Origin of the sequence: Hungatella sp. SB206 (assembly GCF_051132295.1) — a bacterium.
Taxonomy (GTDB): Bacteria; Bacillota; Clostridia; order Lachnospirales; family Lachnospiraceae; genus Hungatella; species Hungatella effluvii.
This window is the reverse complement of sequence record NZ_CP096603.1, coordinates 3,264,030-3,283,313: the sequence shown is the minus strand read 5'-3', so window position 1 is coordinate 3,283,313 and position 19,284 is coordinate 3,264,030. Positions and strand designations below refer to the sequence as shown.

Sequence of the window (19,284 nt, the reverse complement as noted above, 5' to 3'; positions counted from 1 at the left end):
ATGGATAAGAATCCCCCACTGTAATCCATAAGTTGTACTACAGAAAATAAGTCTTTAATTAGCAGTAGAAATATTGGCTATTAGATGGATCTCTGCGGCAAAAGAAACACTGGAGGCCATTGGGCAGTAATGCCAGATGGCAGTTTGCAGGTAAACTCTATTACTTGTTCGCTCATATTGTTAACTTATGAAAGGTTTTTTAAATTCAGCATATACTATTATCAAATACCTGAATGAGGTACATCATGGCAAGTTGTCCTTTTAACTCGGCTTCAGAGACCATCGCTGACTTTATTTACCGTCACGGGAGTCAGCAGCAATTTCCTGTCGATTCTGAAAATAATTTCTGCATGGATTTTGTAAGTACTGATTTTAGTATTATATACACTCCGCTAGATACTGTAAAGCCCCTCTCACTGAGCAAGTTTACCTATTACAGTATCCCTGGTCTGTACACACTTTTAGACAGTACCAGCATAGATGCTTCCGGTATTATGGCAACCCACGCATCGCCTGCCCTGAGCAATCGAGGACGAGGCGTTATAATCGGCATCATAGATACGGGAATTGACTATACCAATCCCCTTTTTCGCAATTCAGATGGTACCACTAGAATTATCAGTATTTGGGATCAGAGTCTTCCAAATAATAAAAGCACTCTTCCTGCCGGCGTACCTAATCGCTATCATACCAGCGGGGCAATCTACGGCACGGAATATATTCAGAAACAAATTAACGAGGCATTGGAATCTGATTTTCCTCTTACCGTGGTGCCTTCTACTGATACCAACGGACACGGAACTTTTTTGGCAGGTATTGCCGCCGGAGGAACCCTGCCCCAGCAGGTTTTTACTGGAGCTGCCCCAGAATGCGAACTAATAATCGTCAAATTAAAACCAGCCAAGCAATATTTGCGTGATTTTTACCTTATCAGTAGTGACGCTGATGCTTATCAAGAAAATGATATTATGATGGGCATTAAGTACCTGCGTGTGGAGGCAATTAGACATAGAAAACCTCTGGTCATTCTATTGGGAATCGGGTCTAACCTGGGTAGTCATGAGGGAACATCTCCGCTTAACATGATGATTCAGGATATTAGCAGAAATCTGGGAATGTCCACAGTAATGGCAGCAGGCAATGAAACTGGCCGAGGTCATCACTACATGGGCTCTATACCTACGAGTGAATCGTCCATTGACGTGGAAATCCGAGTTGGAAATCTGGAATCTCAGCGAGGATTTGTAGCTGAACTCTGGGCTGGTACCGCTGATACATATTCCGTAGGATTTATCTCACCCAGTGGTGAATCCATAATCCGTATTCCTATTATAGGCAGAAACGAAACTTCTATCCATTTCCTTTTAGAACCTACGGTCATTACGGTTAATTATCAATTAATTGAGACGGGGGCCGGTAAACAGCTTGTTTTTATGCGTTTTGAAGCCCCTACGAAGGGAATTTGGAAAATACGCGTATATAGTACCCAGTCTCTAACAGGACAATTTAATATGTGGCTTCCAGCCCATAACCTAATTTCTGACGAAACCACGTTTCTGTCCCCCAACCCTTATACTACCTTAACTCTACCAGGAGATTCTCCCTCTCCAATCACAGTAGGCGCCTACAATCATTCTAATAACAGCATCTACATTCATTCCAGCCGTGGGTACACAATAGGTGGATTAATTAAACCAGATTTAGCGGCTCCCGGAGTTAATGTGAACGGACCAGATATTGGATATAGAAACGGAACCTCTATCCCCATGACTACCAGAACAGGAACCTCGGTCGCTGCTGCCCATGTTGCTGGGGCAGTCGCTAATCTTTTAAGCTGGGGTATTGTAGAAAGACATAACACAACAATGAGCGAAGCATCTGTTAAAGCTTTTTTAATACGAGGAGCAAAACGAAATCCAGCCCTATCATATCCCAACAGGGAATGGGGATATGGGGCTCTGGATTTATATGAAACATTTTTACGGTTAAGAGAAGTAAGGTGAGTCCTTTTATTAAATGGAATGATTGGACACTAGGGGAAACGAGCATAACCTTTAAGGAAGTCAACCCTCTCATGTTTGATTGACTTCCTTGTATTCCCATCCTAGAGTGTATTTGAAAATCATCCCCCTCCAAAAACAACCGATTGTAGACACCGAATACACCTTCCACATTTTCATCACATTTATGATGTAAGACAGGCTACAAGCGATCATTCAGAGTTAGCATCCATTACTCCTTTGTAACAGAAACTATAGTTCCTGTAAATGCTTCTACTTGTTCCAGATTTCCTGTATAAACTACCGAAACCATGTCTCCGTCCTTAACCGCAGACAGTCCCTCTGGTTTTTTACTTTCAAAAGTAAGTGCATATTCTACTCCATCCTTATCAGTAATAACAAACATAAAATCCTTAATATCGCTAATTTCTCCTGTTATTACAGACTCTTCCTCTGTCATGGCATCACTACCAGATGGTTGAACAGCGGATGTATCTTCCGGGCTCTGAGAATTAATCATCTGTGATGGTTCGATAGAAGGAGTTACACTTCCCTGCCCTGAACACCCTGTAGCTAGCATTAAGGTTGCACAAATTGTGAAAAATACATTTCTTTTTTTCATAGTCTACGACCTCCCTTTTGAGTTTCATACTATTAGACGAAATATATATTTAAAAAGTTGCAACCTTTTTGTTTTGAATTGAAAACTATAAAATTAATAAATTAAAAATCATTACTGAATTAGGTCGTTTGGAAGGCGTTACAAATATCTCCAAAATGGAGCCGTTGCAGATAAATTGAATCCTGCCAATTATGAGGTATCATTTGGCTATGGTTTCCGCAAAATTATTGAAAACATTTATTTAAACATACCAAAGCATACTACATGTGCAATTGTAGCCCCGTCAGGAGTCGGAAAACAACACTATGCAATCTATTCGCACGTTTCTGAGATGTTCAAGAAGATTCTATTTGCATTGGTAGACAAAGTGTGAAAAATTATACTGCTGACAGTGTGCTTGACTGTATTAATATGGTCTTTCATAAGATTTATCTATTCAATGACACAATCAAAAATAATATTAAATTCGATATGCCCAAAGCAACACTTGATGAAGTAATGGAAGCAGCAAAAAAGCTTGCTGCTATGATTTCATTATGTCTTTGCCTGATGAATATCAGACCGTGATTGGAGAAAGTGAAGCTACATTATCTTGCGGTAAAAATAGAGACTTTCTATTGCCCAGGCAATTTAAAAAAATGAACCCATCGTCATTTTTGATGAAGATACTTCCAGTGTTGACTTGATCAAATCATTGTAATTTATAATGGGCAAGTCAGACAAAAGGGCACTCACAAACGGCTTAGACAAGAGGATGGTATTTACAAGAATTTCCTTAAATTTCGTGTGGAAGCAAGCGGTTGGCAATTATAAAAATTTCCTTTGCACTTTTCTTATAAAAATTAATCAATGAAAAATTCTATGCTACGTATACAGGAATATCGGTTCATTGATTCTGCATTATCAGCGTACTGTCAGCAAAAATACTTACGCCAATCCTCTTTATGAGATTTCCAGTTTCTATTGCTGTAAGTAGAAAAAGTTTATTTGTTAACAGCTCAAAATTGAAACAGACTCCAGTTGACAACTATAATGTAAATTTCCGCCTATTTGAACTTGGCCCTATCGAATTAAGATAATTATTAAAAATTGAGAAGGCAATAATAATCCGATAGTATCCCTGCTCTCTCTTTTTGTTTTATTGTATTTTTCATCCACATTGTTGATTCATGTTTTTTAGCAAATCTGATTTCTCCGCAATCTGCTCAAGACATTTCATTTCCTTGTTTGATAGCTTACTATAACCCTATCTATTCTATCTTTAGCTCTAATAAAACGTTTCTTCACATAGGACGATTATCTGAAAAATTCGAACACTTAGAATACCGCTATATACCAAACGGTACAGCCAGCCGTCTAATCAATTTATGATTAAACAGCTGGCTAATACAATTTTACTTATTTATAGAGACACGGAGCTACTTCCGCTGAATCCATGTTAGTGCTGTCATACCACAGTGCACCAGTATCAACATCCTCTACCGGTTCTCCTTTGGCTGCCTTGGCTGCCAGGGTAACCGCCTGATATCCAATCTGTACCGGATTCTGCGTGATGGAACCTGCTAAGACACCACTCTTGATAGCATCAAGCTGGATGGCGCCTGAGTCAAATCCAACGCCGATTACTTTATCTACCCCCAGCACCTGAAGACTCTCATTAGCTGTCACCAGATTCTTGGCTGTAAATTCGTTGGACGCATAAATGGCAATCAGATCATTTTTATTCAACAGGGTATTGGCCACAGTCACACAAGCCGCATCATCCACAGTTGCCGGAATGCCTACATCGATAATCACCTTTGCTCCGTCAACTGCCTTATTATATTTATCATGGCCTACTACCATGCATTTATCCTCGCCAACCACGGTACGCATTTTGTCTATGAAACCGCCCGTCCGTTCTCCTATAGACTGGGATGTCGCATCTTGGGAGACAACGCCGATTCTGACCTCTTCTGCTGGATCTGTTACCTTATCCTTAATCATTTCATACAATTTCTCCGCGGCCAGACCGCCCGCTACATAGTTATCCGTAGCAGCATTAGCCACAATGGAACCTACAGGGGCATCCGGCACACCGGAATCAAACCCTACAATCGGAATATTTGCTGCCTGAGCATTGGAAATTGCATCCAGGGACGCCTGTGTATCCAAAGCCGCCAGGCAGATGGCGCTTGGAGCCTTGTTGACCGCATTATTTAACTGCTCAATCTGCTCAGCGACTGCACTCTCACTGGCTGGCCCTACAAAATTGGTGGACTTAAGCCCCAAATCCTTTGCAGCCTGCTCTGATCCCATCTTTACCGCTTTCCAAAAATCATGCTGGAAGCCTTTTGCCACAATCTCAACCGTGACATCACTGTAGTCCACAGCCCCATCTGCCTTGGCTGCCTCCGTATCCCCTGCCGTTGTGTCTTTTACCTCTGTCTCCGGAGCGGCCGCTGCTGCAGCTGTCGTGGCAGGCGCGCTGGCTCCACTGGAGCAGCCCATTACCATCGTGGAAACTATTGCTGCGCAGATGACTGTACTTAATAATCTTATCTTCATGAATAAACCTCCTTTTATTATCCCACTTTGCGGGTTATTAGTGTGTATCAATCCTTCCCCTGTTTCCTTCTATTCAAAACATCTACAAATACGGCTATGATCAACACAAATCCAGTAATCAGCAGCTGATAATGTGGCTGTACTCCCACAAAGGGAAGGCCTGTCTTCAAAACGGACATAATAAAAACACCGATTAAAGTCCCCGATATGGAACCCACGCCACCTGCCAGGGATGTTCCGCCGATTACAACTCCGGCGATTGCATCCAGTTCAAATCCATTTCCGGTTCCAGGCATGAGTGTGGAGTATACAGCTGCATAAGACACACCTGCCAGCCCGGCAAACAGACCGCTTATGACATAAGCCAAAGTCTCCCACTTTACCACATTTACACCGGAAAGCCGGGTCGCCTCCTTATTACTCCCAAGAGACAGTATATAGCGTCCCGGACGCGCCTTGTTGAGAAGGATTGCCATCAGGATTGCAAGTATAATCAGCAGTATGAATCCCGTGGGGATACCTGCCTGCGGAAGCCCTGCCCCTTTTAATTTAAAAATACCTCTGAATGAGCCGCCCGGCGCCGAAGCCTGCGGAAAGGTCACGGTTGCCGTATTTGTCACAATCGAACCCAGGCCTCTGGTAATCATCATAGTTCCCAGTGTGGCAATAAAGGCCGGAAGCCTCATGACAGATACCATAAGTCCATTGGCAAGTCCGAACAGGCCTCCCATCAATATGGCCAGGATAACGCACAGCGGCATAGGCAGTCCCAGTTTTGTATACAGCGTTCCTGAAATCAAGGAACAGCAGATACAGACCGTACCAATGGATAAGTCGATTCCTCCGGTGATGATTACAAATGTTACACCTATGGCCATAAAACCAATATAATAGGACGAATCAAAAATGCTGACCAGTGTGCTGTATTTTGCAAAATTGTCCCCGAAAATCCAGAAGAACATGAATAATACAATCAGCGCAATGACTGCCACCAATTTCTGAGTACCGATGGCTTTGAACAATCCATTCGGCTCCTTTTTTACCTGATTCCCATTATTTGACATGTCTTTAACCTCCCATTTAATCTCTCAGTGTAGCGGCATGCATGATTTTTTCCTGGGTAGCTTCTTCTATGCTAATTTCTCCTGTTTTACGGCCCTCACACATAATCAGGATACGGTCACTCATTCGCAGCACTTCCGTCAGTTCAGAGGATATCATGATAATGGACTTCCCCTGCTTTACAAGATTATTCATCAATGTATAAATCTCGCTTTTTGCTCCTACATCGATACCCCTTGTGGGTTCGTCAAATATCAGGATGTCGCAGTTTCTGGTAAGCCATTTTGCAATGACCACTTTCTGTTGGTTACCTCCCGACAGGTTGCGCACCTGCTGTTCTACGGATGGTGTCTTGGTCTTTAATGCCTCCACATATTGTTCCGCGGTTTCTTTTTCCGCTTTCTTATCAATAAACAGGCCTTTGCAGAATGCTTTCAGAGAAGCCATTGTCGTATTCTCGGCTACCGTTTTCTCAATGATCACACCATAGCGCTTGCGGTCCTCCGACAGATATCCAATCCCGGCGTCAACCGCGTCCTGTGGGTTCTTGATATCCACCCGTTTTCCATTCACATAAATATCACCGCTGTCTCTCCTGTCAGCACCAAAGATAGCCCTGGCTGTCTCCGTCCTTCCGGCTCCCATGAGTCCTGAAAAACCCAGGATTTCTCCTTTGCGAAGTTCAAAGCTTACATCTTTTACTGTTTTCCCAACATTCAGGTGTTCAACCTTCAGCACCACCGGGGCATCCGGCTTTACATTGCTGAAACTCTTAGGCTCCTCATACACCGTGCGTCCTACCATCATCTGGATGATGTCGTCTTTCGTGGAATCCTTGGTTGTCAGCGTACCCACATATTCCCCGTCCCTCATAACCGTTACCCTGTCAGTAATCTGGTTAATCTCATCCATGCGGTGGGAAATGTATACAATTCCGATATCCTTGGCTCTTAGGTCACGGATGATTTTGAACAGCTCGCTGATTTCTGAATCTGTCAGCGCGGCAGTCGGTTCATCAAATACGATTATCTTGGCATCTGTTGAGATTGCCTTGGCTATCTCACACATCTGCTGGCGCCCCACCGTCAGCCTCCCCATTGTTTCCCTTGGGTCAATCCTGATATTCAGTAATCCGAACAGCTTTTCTGCCTCTTCTACCATCCTGCGGTCATTAATCAGCTTTCCATTCATTTTTTCTTTGCCGATAAAGATATTCTGGGCCACCGTTAAGTGGTTCATCATGTTTAATTCCTGATGCACAATCACAATGCCGGCGTCCTGCGCTTCCCTGGGACTTTTAAACTCCACCTGGCGCCCCTCATACACAATAGTACCGCTGTCTTTGCTGTAGATTCCCGTCAATATCTTCATGAGGGTGGATTTTCCGGCACCATTCTCACCCATCAGTGCATGGACCTCGCCCTTTTTAAGTTCCAGACAGGCATTTTTTAACGCATGCACCCCTACAAAGGACTTATCAATGTCTTTCATGGTCAGAATTACTTCTCCCACATCATCACCTTCCATTTCTTTACTAATTGCACTGTTTTGACGGAACCCATTTACAGGCCCTGGTCGGTAACTACCCCTTTTTGCAGCATGATATTGGCATAAAGCGCTTTCTCGCTGGTGGCGATAATTGCATAAGCTTTCTTTGCCTCCTCGTAGAACGCGAACCGCTCTATATGGCCAATGGCCCTTCTGCCCCTGCTGTCACACGCTTCCACCAATGTCATGTATTGATCCCAGATCGGTGTTTCAACCGTATCCCCGTCCGTTACCGACATCAGGCAGACAGGGTGTTCTGTGTAGGTGTCCAGGGGAAAAAGCGAGAGAATTGCTTCCAGTATCTCCGGCACGCCGTGGCCTTCCATATGTATGACATGGGCATCCCTGCCCATGGACTCTGCCGGGAAATTCCCATCGGCAATCACAATCCGGTCGCTGTGACCCATTTCACATAATATCTTTAACAGTTCAGGAGATAATATATGGGGTATTCCTCTTAGCATCTGTTTTCCCCCTGTTTACTGTATTTTTTATAACCGGGGTGCCTGCCGGTTACCCCATATCCTTTCCTCATTGAGATAAGGCGGTCAATATTTTCCCTGGATATTTCCTGTGCACCTCCCAGCATTCTGGCGTTAAGGCTGATTTTTGCAAAGAGTTCCAGTGTTTCCATGCGGTAATAAGCGGTAATCACATCAGCCCCCACGGTCAAAGCTCCATGATTCTGAAGGAGCATTGCATCATGTTCCCCCAGATAAGGCGCTATGTTATCCGGTACTTCGTAAGTGGAAGGGGTTCCGTAAGGCGTTACCGGAATTGAACCCAGAGCAATTACCGTCTCAATCATAGAGTACTCGTCCAACGGCACATTGGCTACCGCGTATCCGGTGGCCACAGGCGGGTGGGCGTGAAGCACGGAATTTACATCCTCACGCTCTTTATAGCAGCGGAGATGCATCTTAATCTCTGAAGAGGGCCTGTATCCGGGAAGGCCTTCCAACACCTCGCCTTTCCCATCGATACGAACCAGTTTTTCCGGTGTGATGAAACTTTTGCTCATTCCGGTGGGAGTGGCAAGAAAGGTTCTGTCATCCAGCCTGGCGGACACGTTGCCGTCATTGGCTGCCACCCAGCCAAGCTGCCACATCTTATGGCACACATCGCAAATCTGTTCCCTTAGTTCCATATAGCTTAATTCCATAATACCTCCTTATTTTCCAGGTTGCCCCGGCCTTTGGTCATTCCAGCATTTTTTTATATTGTCCGTATACCTGCTCCCATTGAGCTGCATCTTTCGGCTCATAGATATTTACCTTGGCGGAAGCCCCTACGACACTTCTCACCTGAGCCAGATCCCTAAGTTCTCCTGTCGCAAGCAGCTGCATAGACGCGTTACCCAGTACGGTAGCCTCCACCGGTCCGGCAATCACCGGACAATGACACGCATTGGCCGTCATCTGGCAGAGAAGTTCGCTCTGTGTTCCACCACCCACCATATGAATAGCAGGGTACTCTCTTCCGGTACACATCTTAATTTCTTCCAATGCCATGCGGTACTTAAGTGCCAAGCTCTCATTAATGCATCTCACAAGCTCTGCCTCATTCTCAGGTGCCTTTTGCCCGCTTTTACGGCAGTAACGCCGAATTCTTTCAGGAATATTTCCAGCCGGAACAAACTCTGGTGCATCCGGGTCAATCAGAGCTTTAAATGGCTTTGCATCTGCCGCCATTTGCTCCAGATGTCCGAAACTGTATTCCTTTCCCTCACGAATCCACTGTCTCCTGCTTTCCTGGATCAGCCACAACCCGATAATATTCTTGAGGAAGGAAATCTTTCCCTGGCATCCACCTTCATTTGTAATATTCAGCCGTTCTGACAACCCGTTGATAACAGGTTCGTCCAGTTCTGTGCCAAACAGCGACCATGTCCCGCAGCTGATGAAGATGAAATCCTTATCCCTGGCAGGAACAGCCGCAAGCGCACTCTGCGTGTCATGTCCTGCCACAGCAATCACTTCTGCAGGCTCAATCCCCAGTTCCTGGCAAATCCCGTTCTTCATGAGACCAAGCCTTGTTCCGCATGGAACGATACTGCCCAGGATCCTTTTCGGGATACCGAGACTTTCCAACACTTCCTTTGACCACATTTTAGTACGGGCATCCAGCATCTGCGTGGTGGACGCAATGGAGTACTCGCTGACCTGCGCCCCACATAGATAATAATTAAATAAGTCCGGCATCAACAGAAGTCTGGAAGTTCCCTCCAGAAGCCCGGGCCGCTTTTCCAGCAGAGCCAAAAGCTGGAATACCGTGTTAATCTCCATAAATTGGCTGCCCGTAATCTGATAAAAGCGTTCCTTATCCATCTTTCCAAAACTCTTTTCAAGCATCCCTGCGGTCCGCGCATCTCGGTAGTGCACCGGATTTTCTAAAAGATTTCCCTCCTTATCAATCAGGCCGAAATCCACGCCCCAGGTATCCACGCCGATGCTGTCAATCTTTCCATACTTCTTTGCTTTCATCAGTCCCTGCTTCACTTCATAAAACAGCCGCAGGAAATCCCAGTACATGGTTCCGTTTAATATAACCGGATCATTGGGGAAACGATGGATTTCCTGTATAGATATCCGGTTCCCATCAAAGTTTCCCAGCATTACCCTTCCACTGGAAGCACCGAAATCCACTGCCAGTACATTTTTATGGCTCATAGACACACCGCCTTACTTATATAAAGGCCCATAAGCCGCACAGGCACGGAAATCCTGTCCCTCTTTGTCCATTCCAAATGCGTTCCAGGCTGCAGGACGGAATATTTTTTCCTCAGGCACATTGTGCATGCTGACAGGAATCCTTAAGATTGAGCAGAGTGTAATAAGGTCCGCCCCAATATGTCCATAGCTGATTGCACCGTGGTTAGCTCCCCAGTTATTCATCACGTCATACGCGGAGGCAAATGCTCCCCGGCCTGTCACCCTGGGCGCAAACCAGGTGCACGGCCATGTGTAGTCCGTTCTCTTCCATAAGATGTCAGTTACATCGTCCGGCAATTTTACGGTCCAGCCTTCTGCAATCTGCAGCATAGGCCCCAGTCCCTTTACCAGGTTTAAGCGGATCATCGTACATGGCATCTGGGCTTCTGTAACATATCTGGAAGAATAGCCGCCGCCTCTGAAATACCCAAAATCAGCCTCATTCCATGTGGTTGCTTCCAACATTGCCTTCTGATCGTCCGCCGTCACCTCATACCATGGCTTCATGACCGGCTGTCCGTCTTCATCCAGGGCTTTACCCGTGGCATCCAAACAGGCCGCTCCGGAATTGATCAGATGCAGGAAACCGCCTGCTTCCTTTGCGACCCCTTCCAAATCATATCCGGACGCTTTCTTAACAGCCTCCGGGCTCCAGTACGTACGCACATCCGCGAAAATCTGCGCCCTGTTGGTGAGCAGCTTCATGAACAGCATACCCAGCCCATTTAATGTGTCATTTTCAGTAGCCAGTATGTATGGCTCCCTTGCGCCGTTCCAGTCAAAGGAGGAATTCAGCATGGACTCAGCGAAGTCACCATTGGGGTAAAAATCTGTCCACTGTCTCTGTCCCTGGAAGCCTGCGGCAATGGCATTGTGTCCGATCCGCTCTTCCTCCCGCCCCTCTGGCAGATTGGGATTCCCATTCATCAAATCCTTGATGATGCACATCATCTTAACTACGAATTCCCAATCCCTATCCTTCTGTTCCCGGGTCTTCTGAACTTCGGGAGGGTTCTTGTCAAAACCTTCCTTACAATTTGCCTTTGTCCATGCAAGGGCCTTTTCAAACTCTTTTTTATCGTATATTTCCTCACTCATACGGCGGATCAGTTCCACTTCGTCTACGGATTCCACCCGCATCCCGAGATATTCCTCAATAAATGCCGGGTCTATGATGGAACCTCCAATTCCCATGCAGATAGAACCTATCTGGAGATATGACTTTCCCCTCATGGTAGCGGCAGCCACTGCGGCGCGTCCAAAACGGAGAAGTTTTTCTTTTACATCCTCAGATATACTTGTATCATCAGCATCCTGAACATCATGTCCATAGATACCAAAAGCCGGAAGCCCCTTCTGCGCATGGGTAGCCAGTACAGAGGCGAGATATACGGCACCGGGTCTCTCCGTTCCGTTAAATCCCCACACGCCCTTGATTGTATGCGGATCCATGTCCATGGTCTCTGCACCGTAACACCAGCATGGGGTCACAGTCAGGGTAATATCCACTCCGGCTCTGCGGAATTTATCCGCGCAGGCCGCGCTTTCCCCCGCCCGTCCAATGGTGGAATCCGCAATCACTACGTTTACCGGTTCTCCATTGCTGTAAAAAAGATTTTCCCTAAACAGGGCCGCCGCGCTTTTGGCCATGTTCATGGTTTGTTCTTCCAGAGATTCCCTTACTTTCATATATCCCTGTCTTCCGTCTATTGTGGGTCTAATGCCGATAACCGGATAAGACCCAACCAATCTGCTTGCTGCCATAGAGTTTTCCTCCTTTTTAATTTTAGATTGTTATTATTCTAATTTCTTTGCGCTCTTTTTACATAATTGGATTATACTATTGATATTCCCCTATTTGCTGTGATATAATGGCAAAAAATATAATAATATTCATTTTTTTAGTCATTTTATCCATCTATTTACTTTACCGTTCTGTATTTATAGTTATTTTTACACTTTCAGGAGGGCGCAGTATGCACTATTTGGACTATAATGAAAAAAAGCAACATGGGACTCTGGATTTTCCTATCGAATATTATCATGTAGATAAGCACCATCCCCGTTATAACATGCCATTCCACTGTCATAAAGAGTTGGAAATCATCCGGATTTTGGAGGGTATCCTCTATTTAAAGTTAGATGATGAAGAATTTGAAGCTCAAGCAGGGGATATTATTTTTATTAATGAGGGGGTTATTCATGGCGGTTTGCCTCATAATTGCATTTATGAATGTATTGTGTTCGATATCCAGCGTCTCCTCATGCACACAGATACCTGTCGGTTTTATATCCGCCTTATTACAAAGCACCAGATTATCGTACAGAATCATTTTACAAAAAACAATCATTCCTTACATCGAATCGTCAACCATCTTTTCATATCCATGCAGCATAGTGAGCCTGGAAGCGAATTGATAACCATGGGCACTTTATTCGAACTTTTCGGAATCATCTACCAGAAAAGGCTTTATCAGGATAAGGTTGATGATACAAAATCTTCCAGAAAGATGATGCAGCTCAAACCTGTGTTGGAATACATAGACAGTAATTACGGGCAGACCATTACACTGAATGAATTGTCCAGAATCGCCGGGATGTCTCCCAAATATTTCTGCAGCTATTTTCATTCTATCATTCACAGAACCCCCATTGATTACTTGAACTACTATCGTATTGAGCGCGCCTGCAGCGAATTAAGTACCTCTGATTTAACCTTGACAGAAGTAGCCTATAGATGTGGTTTTAGCGATGTATGCTATTTTATCAAAACATTTAAACGGTATAAAGGAATTACACCACACCGGTATTGCATGAATATTAGATAGCCCCCCAAATTGTCCGAAAACTTCTTTTTAAGCATAAGTTAAGCCTCTTTTCCTCCTTGTGTCATTGCAAGCATAATAAACACATATTTTAAAAGAAAAGAGGCTTCTGTCCCCAACATTAACTCCATCATTTTTCCAAATCCCCAAAAAAGGGGAGACTGTCCGAAAACTAAAAATCAGACAGATCGAATCACAAAATATAGTAACAGGTAATATAAACAACAACGAAGTGATGTGGTCTGAAAATTTTAAAAAGGAGTTTTCGGACAGCCTGATTTTTGGGGGTGATGGGGGTATTCTTTCTATATTGTGTCCCACACCAAAGAACGCAACCTCTCCTGTTACCTTCCTCAGTCCTCTTAAGAGGAAGTATGTGGCTCCCATTGATCTTTTTATCGTTCCAAACAGATAATCCGACAAAACACATCTTTTGATACATCAATTCTATACTGAGCTTCAGGAATAACTTTACTACTTTTACCTTTCTAGAACCGACTTTTGGTTCCTGGCTAGCCTTCTTACATTCCTGCTCCTCTGCCTTCTACACTCCCTACATGGCTTTTTCAGCTTACCCTTTGGAAAAACAATTTTTTTCCATTCGTCATTTCCCTTATAACTCTTGTTTCTATTCTTACAGTGTTTACACACACTTTTGTTAGCATATCGGATATTCCCATCTTTCCATTATGTGGGGATAATCACATTTTCCAGGCAGCAGATTAGGGCTTCCTCCTGTTCATAGCCCTTGTCCGCTGTCATTTCAAGGATTCTTTCCGGCTTTTCTTTCAGGATCCCTTCCGTGGTTGGACCCAGCAGTTCATGAACGGTTACCTGGTTCGCCATTTTAAAATACCGGATCAGATGGTTTTCTAAGTTTACTGCTTTTGGGAGATTGTATGACACCGCAAAATCATTTTTCATGAATCTTTCATCTGCATTCGTCACGAATATCTGAGATTCACCCGTTTCCTCCATGATTTTCTGGTAGATTTCTTCTAATTCCTCCTTCTCATCCATTTCTTTCAGAATCCACAGATACTCACCTGTATGTCTGTTCAGCCATTTGATTCGGTCATCCAGCTTATTTTTTCTTATTAAACAAACACGAGACGCGGTTATAAAACCTCTCAGGAAAGCGAACCGCCATAGGGGGCTGTAAATTAAGCCCAAAATGAGGTAGCCGCTATGACTGAGAAGGCAAAAAATGAAAGCGCTATTAATTTCACCTGTACATGCTGTATACAGGCAGTAATATAACAACCAGAAACAATGGTAACACTTATTACATTACAAGAATACTATGCGTAGATACTACAAAAATGCGAGCTGCAGTGATCACCTTCCGGCTACCGCGTCCCGCATTTTTGTATTAACCGATAAATCTATTAGCCTTCCCCACTTCATCGAATCATACTCTGTTGCAGAGCGTTTTTGTCCATTTAAATCTCCATTCCGCCGCCCTTCAGTTGGCGCACAAATAATAATGAAAGTGATTCACACCTCCAAGTTTTCGTGTTACAATAGACTTGATTATAAAGGCATCCCGGCATCAGTATCAGATGCACCCACCCGTTTGTTTATTGATGTGCAGGTGCGCCTCTCTACTTAGGTGGGAATACTCTTTAATGCGGTTCATTATGTGAGCCTATTTTTTGTGTCTATTTCACGATTTTGGCTCAATTTGCTTTCTTTCACACTACTCCTCTTGTAGTCTCTCTATTACTCTGATATTTTATCCGTTCCGTTTTGAACGGATATTCCCACCACTAAAAGTGTAAACGTAACTGGAAATACAATCGGGACTCCTATATTTACAACTGCCTGGGCCGCATAGCAGCTAACGGCATATACAATTGACATAACTGAAGTCTCCCTTTTTGAAGCCTTTATTATTTCGATTATAGAAGACACTAATAAAAAAAAATAGGAAACTAGCCCGACTATCCCAATAGTGATTAGATATTGTAAATACTCATTATGGGCACTATCAAATATTTCATTATAACGAGCAATCATTTCTCTATAATAGCTTTGTGTAACAATTCCAAATGTATCGGGACCGGAGCCAAACATCTTTCTAAGAGGTAAGTATTTCATGTAACATTCAATACCAATCCTCCAGATGTAACCCCTATGTGTTCCCCATTCATCATTAATCAATAAATAATCCTTTAATTTCCCATACTGTTGTCCATTCCCCATTCGTGTCGCATCGAACGTCATATATATAAGTGCAGCTATCGCCAGGATTAACATCATTCCCCAAATTCGTCTGCATGTACATATTCCGCACACGTCTTTGTATTTCTTCCGAATAAATCTCTCTAATATATATAGGAAAATGGTGCATCCCCACAATGCTGCCACTACGAAAACAAGCCAATCACCCCCGACTATCAAGCGGAATAAACCACCTATCGGCAACACATGCAATGCATACATTTTATCAATCACGCCAATTGCCATAAATTCTGTACTGATCATAGATATTAAAAGCATATATTGTTTTAAGCCATACATATCACGAAACGCGTATAATGGAAGAAAAAGCACTATGACTCCTATTGTCAAATATGCATTATCACTATTCCCCGTAACCAATGCAAATAATGATAGAATAACTGTAAATACATACCATGATTTTCTGGCTATATTTCTCTCTCTTACAAATAATGTAGTACTCATACCAAATATAAGTGCTACATAAGAGGCATATGTATTAATATTCCCAACTGTAGAGATAAAAGAAGTGTAATGGTTTGCATGAATATCTTTTTTTAACCCAAATGGATCGAGAAGAAAATATTGCATAATTCCAATTGAGCAAACAACCATTCCCGTAACAAGAAAAGCCTCCAGATACCATCTCTTAAATTTCAAACAATGGCCAAGCGTAAAGAAACTAATACCGCATATCAAATACAAAAAAGTCCCCATAAAACGGCCCTCTGTCCCCCAAAATGCCTCGAAACGATAATCAGACAAAACGCAAGATAACACAACCGAAAACAAAAAGCTAATCATTGCCCAATCAGATTTTCTGAGCTTTGGCGTCATTTCAATCGTTCCTTTATTTAGCCAAAGAACGATAAGAGTCAATAGCAGCATGACTGTTGCCATGCAAATAACTGTGCCACAATAAAAATAATATTTTGTATCTAATATATCAAAATAGTAATCATGAAATACCAGAGGTAGTATCGAAATAATGATTACTGTAGTTATACAGGCAATCACCTCATTTGCCAGTTTCCATCGTTTCATTAAATCCTTCATATACACACCCTCCTAGTATTCGGGCGCTAACTCGCACCTTCTACACGTTTCATAGTCCCAATTCATTCACCTAAACCAGGGATGCAGCTGCATTACAGAGTAGCCCCGTGATATACCATGATCTTCTTTTTTATACTCCCTCTGTCTACTACACCTGTCATTATGTATGCCAATGTACCATGCCACCTTCATCTTGTAGTTCTATAGCAGCTATATTTCTCTTTCTCATTCTTTCTTCTCTTATTTTGTATAATGTTCAATGATGTAGTTCTTCCGCAAAATCTACATGTAAATACAATCTTACTTGTGAAAATATCTCTTCCCGTTCCCTCTATCGTTGCCAGATTTTTTCCACAATATTGGCACTTAATATTCATTCCCTCTCCTTATTAACTTACGTTACAAATTCTACGGTCTTACGAAGGCTTCCGACACATCTTACTATACCATGCCATAGATGCAATATTTAAAGTCACTGCTATGACTCTAAATATTGCATCTATTATTTGGCTAAAGAATCTACTGAAAAATTGATACTCGTTTCGTATTTACCAGCTCACGCAAAGCACCTTGTCACCGATATGCACTACGTTCTGCTTCTCCACTTGCAAAAATCTATGATATGGTATGCGGCCAACACCTATCCTTGATTTCCCTGATTTACCTCCCTCTTCAATATGGAACCCGCGCGGATTATGGGAACCCTACGCGGTTTAATCTCGATTGCTTCTCCGGTTCTGGGATTTCTTTCCTGACGTCCTGCAACCGCAAAAGTTCCAACCCCCATCAAGCGCACATCCCCTGTTTTTAATTCCTCAAAGATAGAGTCAATGATCCCATTTAGTGCATTCTCACTTTGACAGATGGTCAAGCCTGATTTCTCAGAAACTTTTTCAACCAGTTCTTCCTATTCATTTTGCTGCTCCTTTTTCACTATTTTTTGTTATCATATCATCCATTTTTTCTTTCGCTAAGCTTTTTAGCTGTTCCCTGCCAGGTACAAATAATGCATGTGGGTACAGTTTATCTGAAAATTCTATGCCCCTATCCATTTGAAACAAGATTTTCACTTCTGCATTAAACGCAAATGCCTTTTCTGTCATTTCCAAATAAACGAAACCAGGCAGATGGTCCGTCACAATTATGATGTCAAATCCTCCAGGAACGAATGACATCACCCGCAGAAGCGTTTCTTGATTTTTTGCCAACATCATGCTAATCTTGTAATCTAATTCAGCTTCAAGACCAATCAAAAAATCTCTAAATTCCCACAAAACATCATTCCTGCTTCCAAGCACCCCTATATTAATTTCTGCCTCTCCTGTAGATTTCCACCTCATAAACCATACCTCTTATATAAAAATTTGCAATCGCTGCATGCACTCCTTCCTGACCAGTTAGTCTTCCAACCTACACACCTCTGTTTTGCAACATATTCTTTTGACTTGGAGCCATCATTTCTGATTACCAGTCCATGAGAAGCCGGATCATAACATTTGATTATTTTAGTCTTTATGATCGTTTGAGGTATCTGGCTCTTGCATAGATGCATCTGAAGCAGGCTTATATTGTATCGTACAAGTCAGACCGAATGCCCTATTTACCAATTTAGATGCTATGGGAATTCTTGCATCTGAGTCTTTTGACACTTTCCCTATTGCGATAAGTCCAATGATTAACAAAAGAAAAGAGAGAATGCCGCTGATAAGACCAACGATTCCAGAGAAAGCAATTCCTAAGATAGGTATAGCATATAGCCCTGAAAAAATATTCGTTACGCATGATATGATACATTCCACAAGAGCAAGAAAAAATGCCTGCATGACCTGTTTTGTAAGCCATTCATCCTTTTGAATCACAATAACAAAACCAAGCAACATACCGCATAATAAAGTTTGTCCTAAAATTGCTAATACAAATGCCAACACTGCATAAAAAGAAATTCAAATATTAAATCTGTCTTTTCTCATTAAAAATCCCCTTCCTTGCTCAAAGCGATATATTTTGACGAATAATCCATAGTTCTGTATCCTATTTATGAAAACCAAACAATACAGTCCCATCCTATTTTTACATATGACTATAAATAGCCATTATTCATCATGGTGTCTCTACTGTTTCCTGTTCTTTTCTGGTATTCCCATTATAACCTCTGTTCTTATTCTTTTCATTTCGCATATACTCATATTCACGCAGCATTCTCATCAGTTCCAATGCACTCCGAAATGAAACGCCGTTTCCGCCGCTGCATTTTCCTTTTATGCGTCCCTGCATACTGGAAAACTGACGCTGATGAATTTCAATAATCAATGTTTCACACGCGCTTATACCTAAAGCCATAAAGCTATCCATATTTTGAATATTTGTACAGTATTTCATTGGAATATGCTCTTTGTCCAGTTCTCGCTTCTCATATGCTCTTTTCATATAAGCGGTCAAAAACCTTGGTTCTGTTGTCGCCATAGGCCGTTGAAATTTCGCGCATAATGTATCTATTTTCAGTCCCAAATCCAGTATGCCGGTAAATGCCACGGGTTCCTTTAAATAAAAATTTACAATGTCCCCACTTAATTCTCCCTGTTTATTTTTAATACAAATGAGAAATATACCTACACGGTCCGTGTTTTCCAGTGTATAAAAATCACTTTCTTCCATATCGATCACCTCATCATATTCCTTTCATCGGTCAT

16 protein-coding genes are annotated in these 19,284 nt (G+C 42.7%); 2 read left to right on the top strand and 14 right to left on the bottom strand.

The annotated features are described in order from the left end of the window. Positions 1–245 precede the first annotated feature (245 nt). Complete coding sequence (locus M1L66_RS14365) at positions 246–2,003, top strand: S8 family peptidase (protein WP_117634109.1); 1,758 nt, start codon at positions 246–248, stop codon at positions 2,001–2,003. A 229-nt stretch (positions 2,004–2,232) separates the two neighbouring features. On the opposite strand, the gene M1L66_RS14360 is transcribed toward M1L66_RS14365, so the two are convergent. The 8 genes from M1L66_RS14360 to M1L66_RS14325 all read right to left on the bottom strand — a co-directional run bounded on the left by M1L66_RS14360 (position 2,233) and on the right by M1L66_RS14325 (position 12,254). Continuing rightward, on the bottom strand, positions 2,233–2,622 hold the full coding sequence (locus M1L66_RS14360) for a hypothetical protein (protein ID WP_092364881.1): 390 nt from the start codon (positions 2,620–2,622) through the stop codon (positions 2,233–2,235). 1,398 nt (positions 2,623–4,020) lie between these two features. After that, the gene (locus tag M1L66_RS14355; RefSeq protein WP_117634108.1) at positions 4,021–5,169 is read right to left on the bottom strand and encodes an ABC transporter substrate-binding protein; all 1,149 of its coding nucleotides are present in this window, start codon (positions 5,167–5,169) and stop codon (positions 4,021–4,023) included. A 47-nt stretch (positions 5,170–5,216) separates the two neighbouring features. Next, on the bottom strand, positions 5,217–6,233 hold the full coding sequence (locus M1L66_RS14350; RefSeq protein ID WP_117634107.1) for an ABC transporter permease: 1,017 nt from the start codon (positions 6,231–6,233) through the stop codon (positions 5,217–5,219). A gap of 16 nt (positions 6,234–6,249) precedes the next feature. Further along, the gene (locus M1L66_RS14345) at positions 6,250–7,743 is read right to left on the bottom strand and encodes a sugar ABC transporter ATP-binding protein (RefSeq protein WP_112482572.1); all 1,494 of its coding nucleotides are present in this window, start codon (positions 7,741–7,743) and stop codon (positions 6,250–6,252) included. Positions 7,744–7,793: 50 nt separating this feature from the next. Further along, positions 7,794–8,243: an RbsD/FucU family protein gene (locus tag M1L66_RS14340; protein ID WP_117634106.1), complete on the bottom strand. Its 450-nt coding sequence runs from the start codon at positions 8,241–8,243 to the stop codon at positions 7,794–7,796. After that, positions 8,237–8,941 (bottom strand): class II aldolase/adducin family protein, encoded by a 705-nt coding sequence (locus M1L66_RS14335; protein WP_117634105.1) that lies wholly within the window; start codon positions 8,939–8,941, stop codon positions 8,237–8,239. The genes M1L66_RS14340 and M1L66_RS14335 overlap by 7 nt, the downstream gene beginning before the upstream one ends. A gap of 37 nt (positions 8,942–8,978) precedes the next feature. Beyond that, positions 8,979–10,448, bottom strand: coding sequence for a rhamnulokinase (locus M1L66_RS14330; RefSeq protein ID WP_117634104.1), 1,470 nt, complete (start codon positions 10,446–10,448; stop codon positions 8,979–8,981). Positions 10,449–10,460: 12 nt separating this feature from the next. Then, positions 10,461–12,254: an L-fucose isomerase gene (locus M1L66_RS14325; protein ID WP_117634103.1), complete on the bottom strand. Its 1,794-nt coding sequence runs from the start codon at positions 12,252–12,254 to the stop codon at positions 10,461–10,463. A 212-nt stretch (positions 12,255–12,466) separates the two neighbouring features. Between M1L66_RS14325 and M1L66_RS14320 the strand changes: the two genes are divergently transcribed. Then, positions 12,467–13,318, top strand: a complete 852-nt coding sequence (locus M1L66_RS14320) for a helix-turn-helix transcriptional regulator (protein ID WP_117634102.1) — start codon at positions 12,467–12,469, stop codon at positions 13,316–13,318. Positions 13,319–14,002: 684 nt separating this feature from the next. Here M1L66_RS14320 and M1L66_RS14315 read toward each other — a convergent pair. From M1L66_RS14315 to M1L66_RS14290, 6 genes are all read right to left on the bottom strand, one after another. Next, positions 14,003–14,335, bottom strand: coding sequence for a hypothetical protein (locus M1L66_RS14315; protein WP_118077279.1), 333 nt, complete (start codon positions 14,333–14,335; stop codon positions 14,003–14,005). Between the two features lie 702 nt (positions 14,336–15,037). Beyond that, entirely contained in the window at positions 15,038–16,594 is a 1,557-nt protein-coding gene (locus M1L66_RS14310; RefSeq protein ID WP_117634100.1) for an O-antigen ligase family protein, read from the bottom strand. 640 nt (positions 16,595–17,234) lie between these two features. After that, positions 17,235–17,465: an HU family DNA-binding protein gene (locus M1L66_RS14305; RefSeq protein WP_240305383.1), complete on the bottom strand. Its 231-nt coding sequence runs from the start codon at positions 17,463–17,465 to the stop codon at positions 17,235–17,237. A 40-nt stretch (positions 17,466–17,505) separates the two neighbouring features. Next, entirely contained in the window at positions 17,506–17,934 is a 429-nt protein-coding gene (locus M1L66_RS14300; protein WP_117634097.1) for a hypothetical protein, read from the bottom strand. A gap of 165 nt (positions 17,935–18,099) precedes the next feature. Next, positions 18,100–18,519 (bottom strand): hypothetical protein, encoded by a 420-nt coding sequence (locus tag M1L66_RS14295; RefSeq protein ID WP_227146789.1) that lies wholly within the window; start codon positions 18,517–18,519, stop codon positions 18,100–18,102. 175 nt (positions 18,520–18,694) lie between these two features. Then, a complete protein-coding gene (locus M1L66_RS14290; protein ID WP_117634096.1) occupies positions 18,695–19,249 on the bottom strand; it encodes a hypothetical protein in 555 nt (184 codons plus the stop codon). Between the last annotated feature and the right edge of the window lie 35 nt (positions 19,250–19,284).

What these genes read in the sequence shown, in the direction of transcription:
- M1L66_RS14365 (WP_117634109.1), top strand. Translation starts at nt 246, where the DNA reads ATGGCAAGTTGTCCTTTTAACTCGGCTTCAGAGACCATCGCTGACTTT.
- M1L66_RS14360 (WP_092364881.1), bottom strand. Translation starts at nt 2,622, where the DNA reads ATGAAAAAAAGAAATGTATTTTTCACAATTTGTGCAACCTTAATGCTA.
- M1L66_RS14355 (WP_117634108.1), bottom strand. Translation starts at nt 5,169, where the DNA reads ATGAAGATAAGATTATTAAGTACAGTCATCTGCGCAGCAATAGTTTCC.
- M1L66_RS14350 (WP_117634107.1), bottom strand. Translation starts at nt 6,233, where the DNA reads ATGTCAAATAATGGGAATCAGGTAAAAAAGGAGCCGAATGGATTGTTC.
- M1L66_RS14340 (WP_117634106.1), bottom strand. Translation starts at nt 8,243, where the DNA reads ATGCTAAGAGGAATACCCCATATATTATCTCCTGAACTGTTAAAGATA.
- M1L66_RS14335 (WP_117634105.1), bottom strand. Translation starts at nt 8,941, where the DNA reads ATGGAATTAAGCTATATGGAACTAAGGGAACAGATTTGCGATGTGTGC.
- M1L66_RS14330 (WP_117634104.1), bottom strand. Translation starts at nt 10,448, where the DNA reads ATGAGCCATAAAAATGTACTGGCAGTGGATTTCGGTGCTTCCAGTGGA.
- M1L66_RS14325 (WP_117634103.1), bottom strand. Translation starts at nt 12,254, where the DNA reads ATGGCAGCAAGCAGATTGGTTGGGTCTTATCCGGTTATCGGCATTAGA.
- M1L66_RS14320 (WP_117634102.1), top strand. Translation starts at nt 12,467, where the DNA reads ATGCACTATTTGGACTATAATGAAAAAAAGCAACATGGGACTCTGGAT.
- M1L66_RS14315 (WP_118077279.1), bottom strand. Translation starts at nt 14,335, where the DNA reads ATGGATGAGAAGGAGGAATTAGAAGAAATCTACCAGAAAATCATGGAG.
- M1L66_RS14310 (WP_117634100.1), bottom strand. Translation starts at nt 16,594, where the DNA reads ATGAAGGATTTAATGAAACGATGGAAACTGGCAAATGAGGTGATTGCC.
- M1L66_RS14300 (WP_117634097.1), bottom strand. Translation starts at nt 17,934, where the DNA reads ATGAGGTGGAAATCTACAGGAGAGGCAGAAATTAATATAGGGGTGCTT.
- M1L66_RS14290 (WP_117634096.1), bottom strand. Translation starts at nt 19,249, where the DNA reads ATGGAAGAAAGTGATTTTTATACACTGGAAAACACGGACCGTGTAGGT.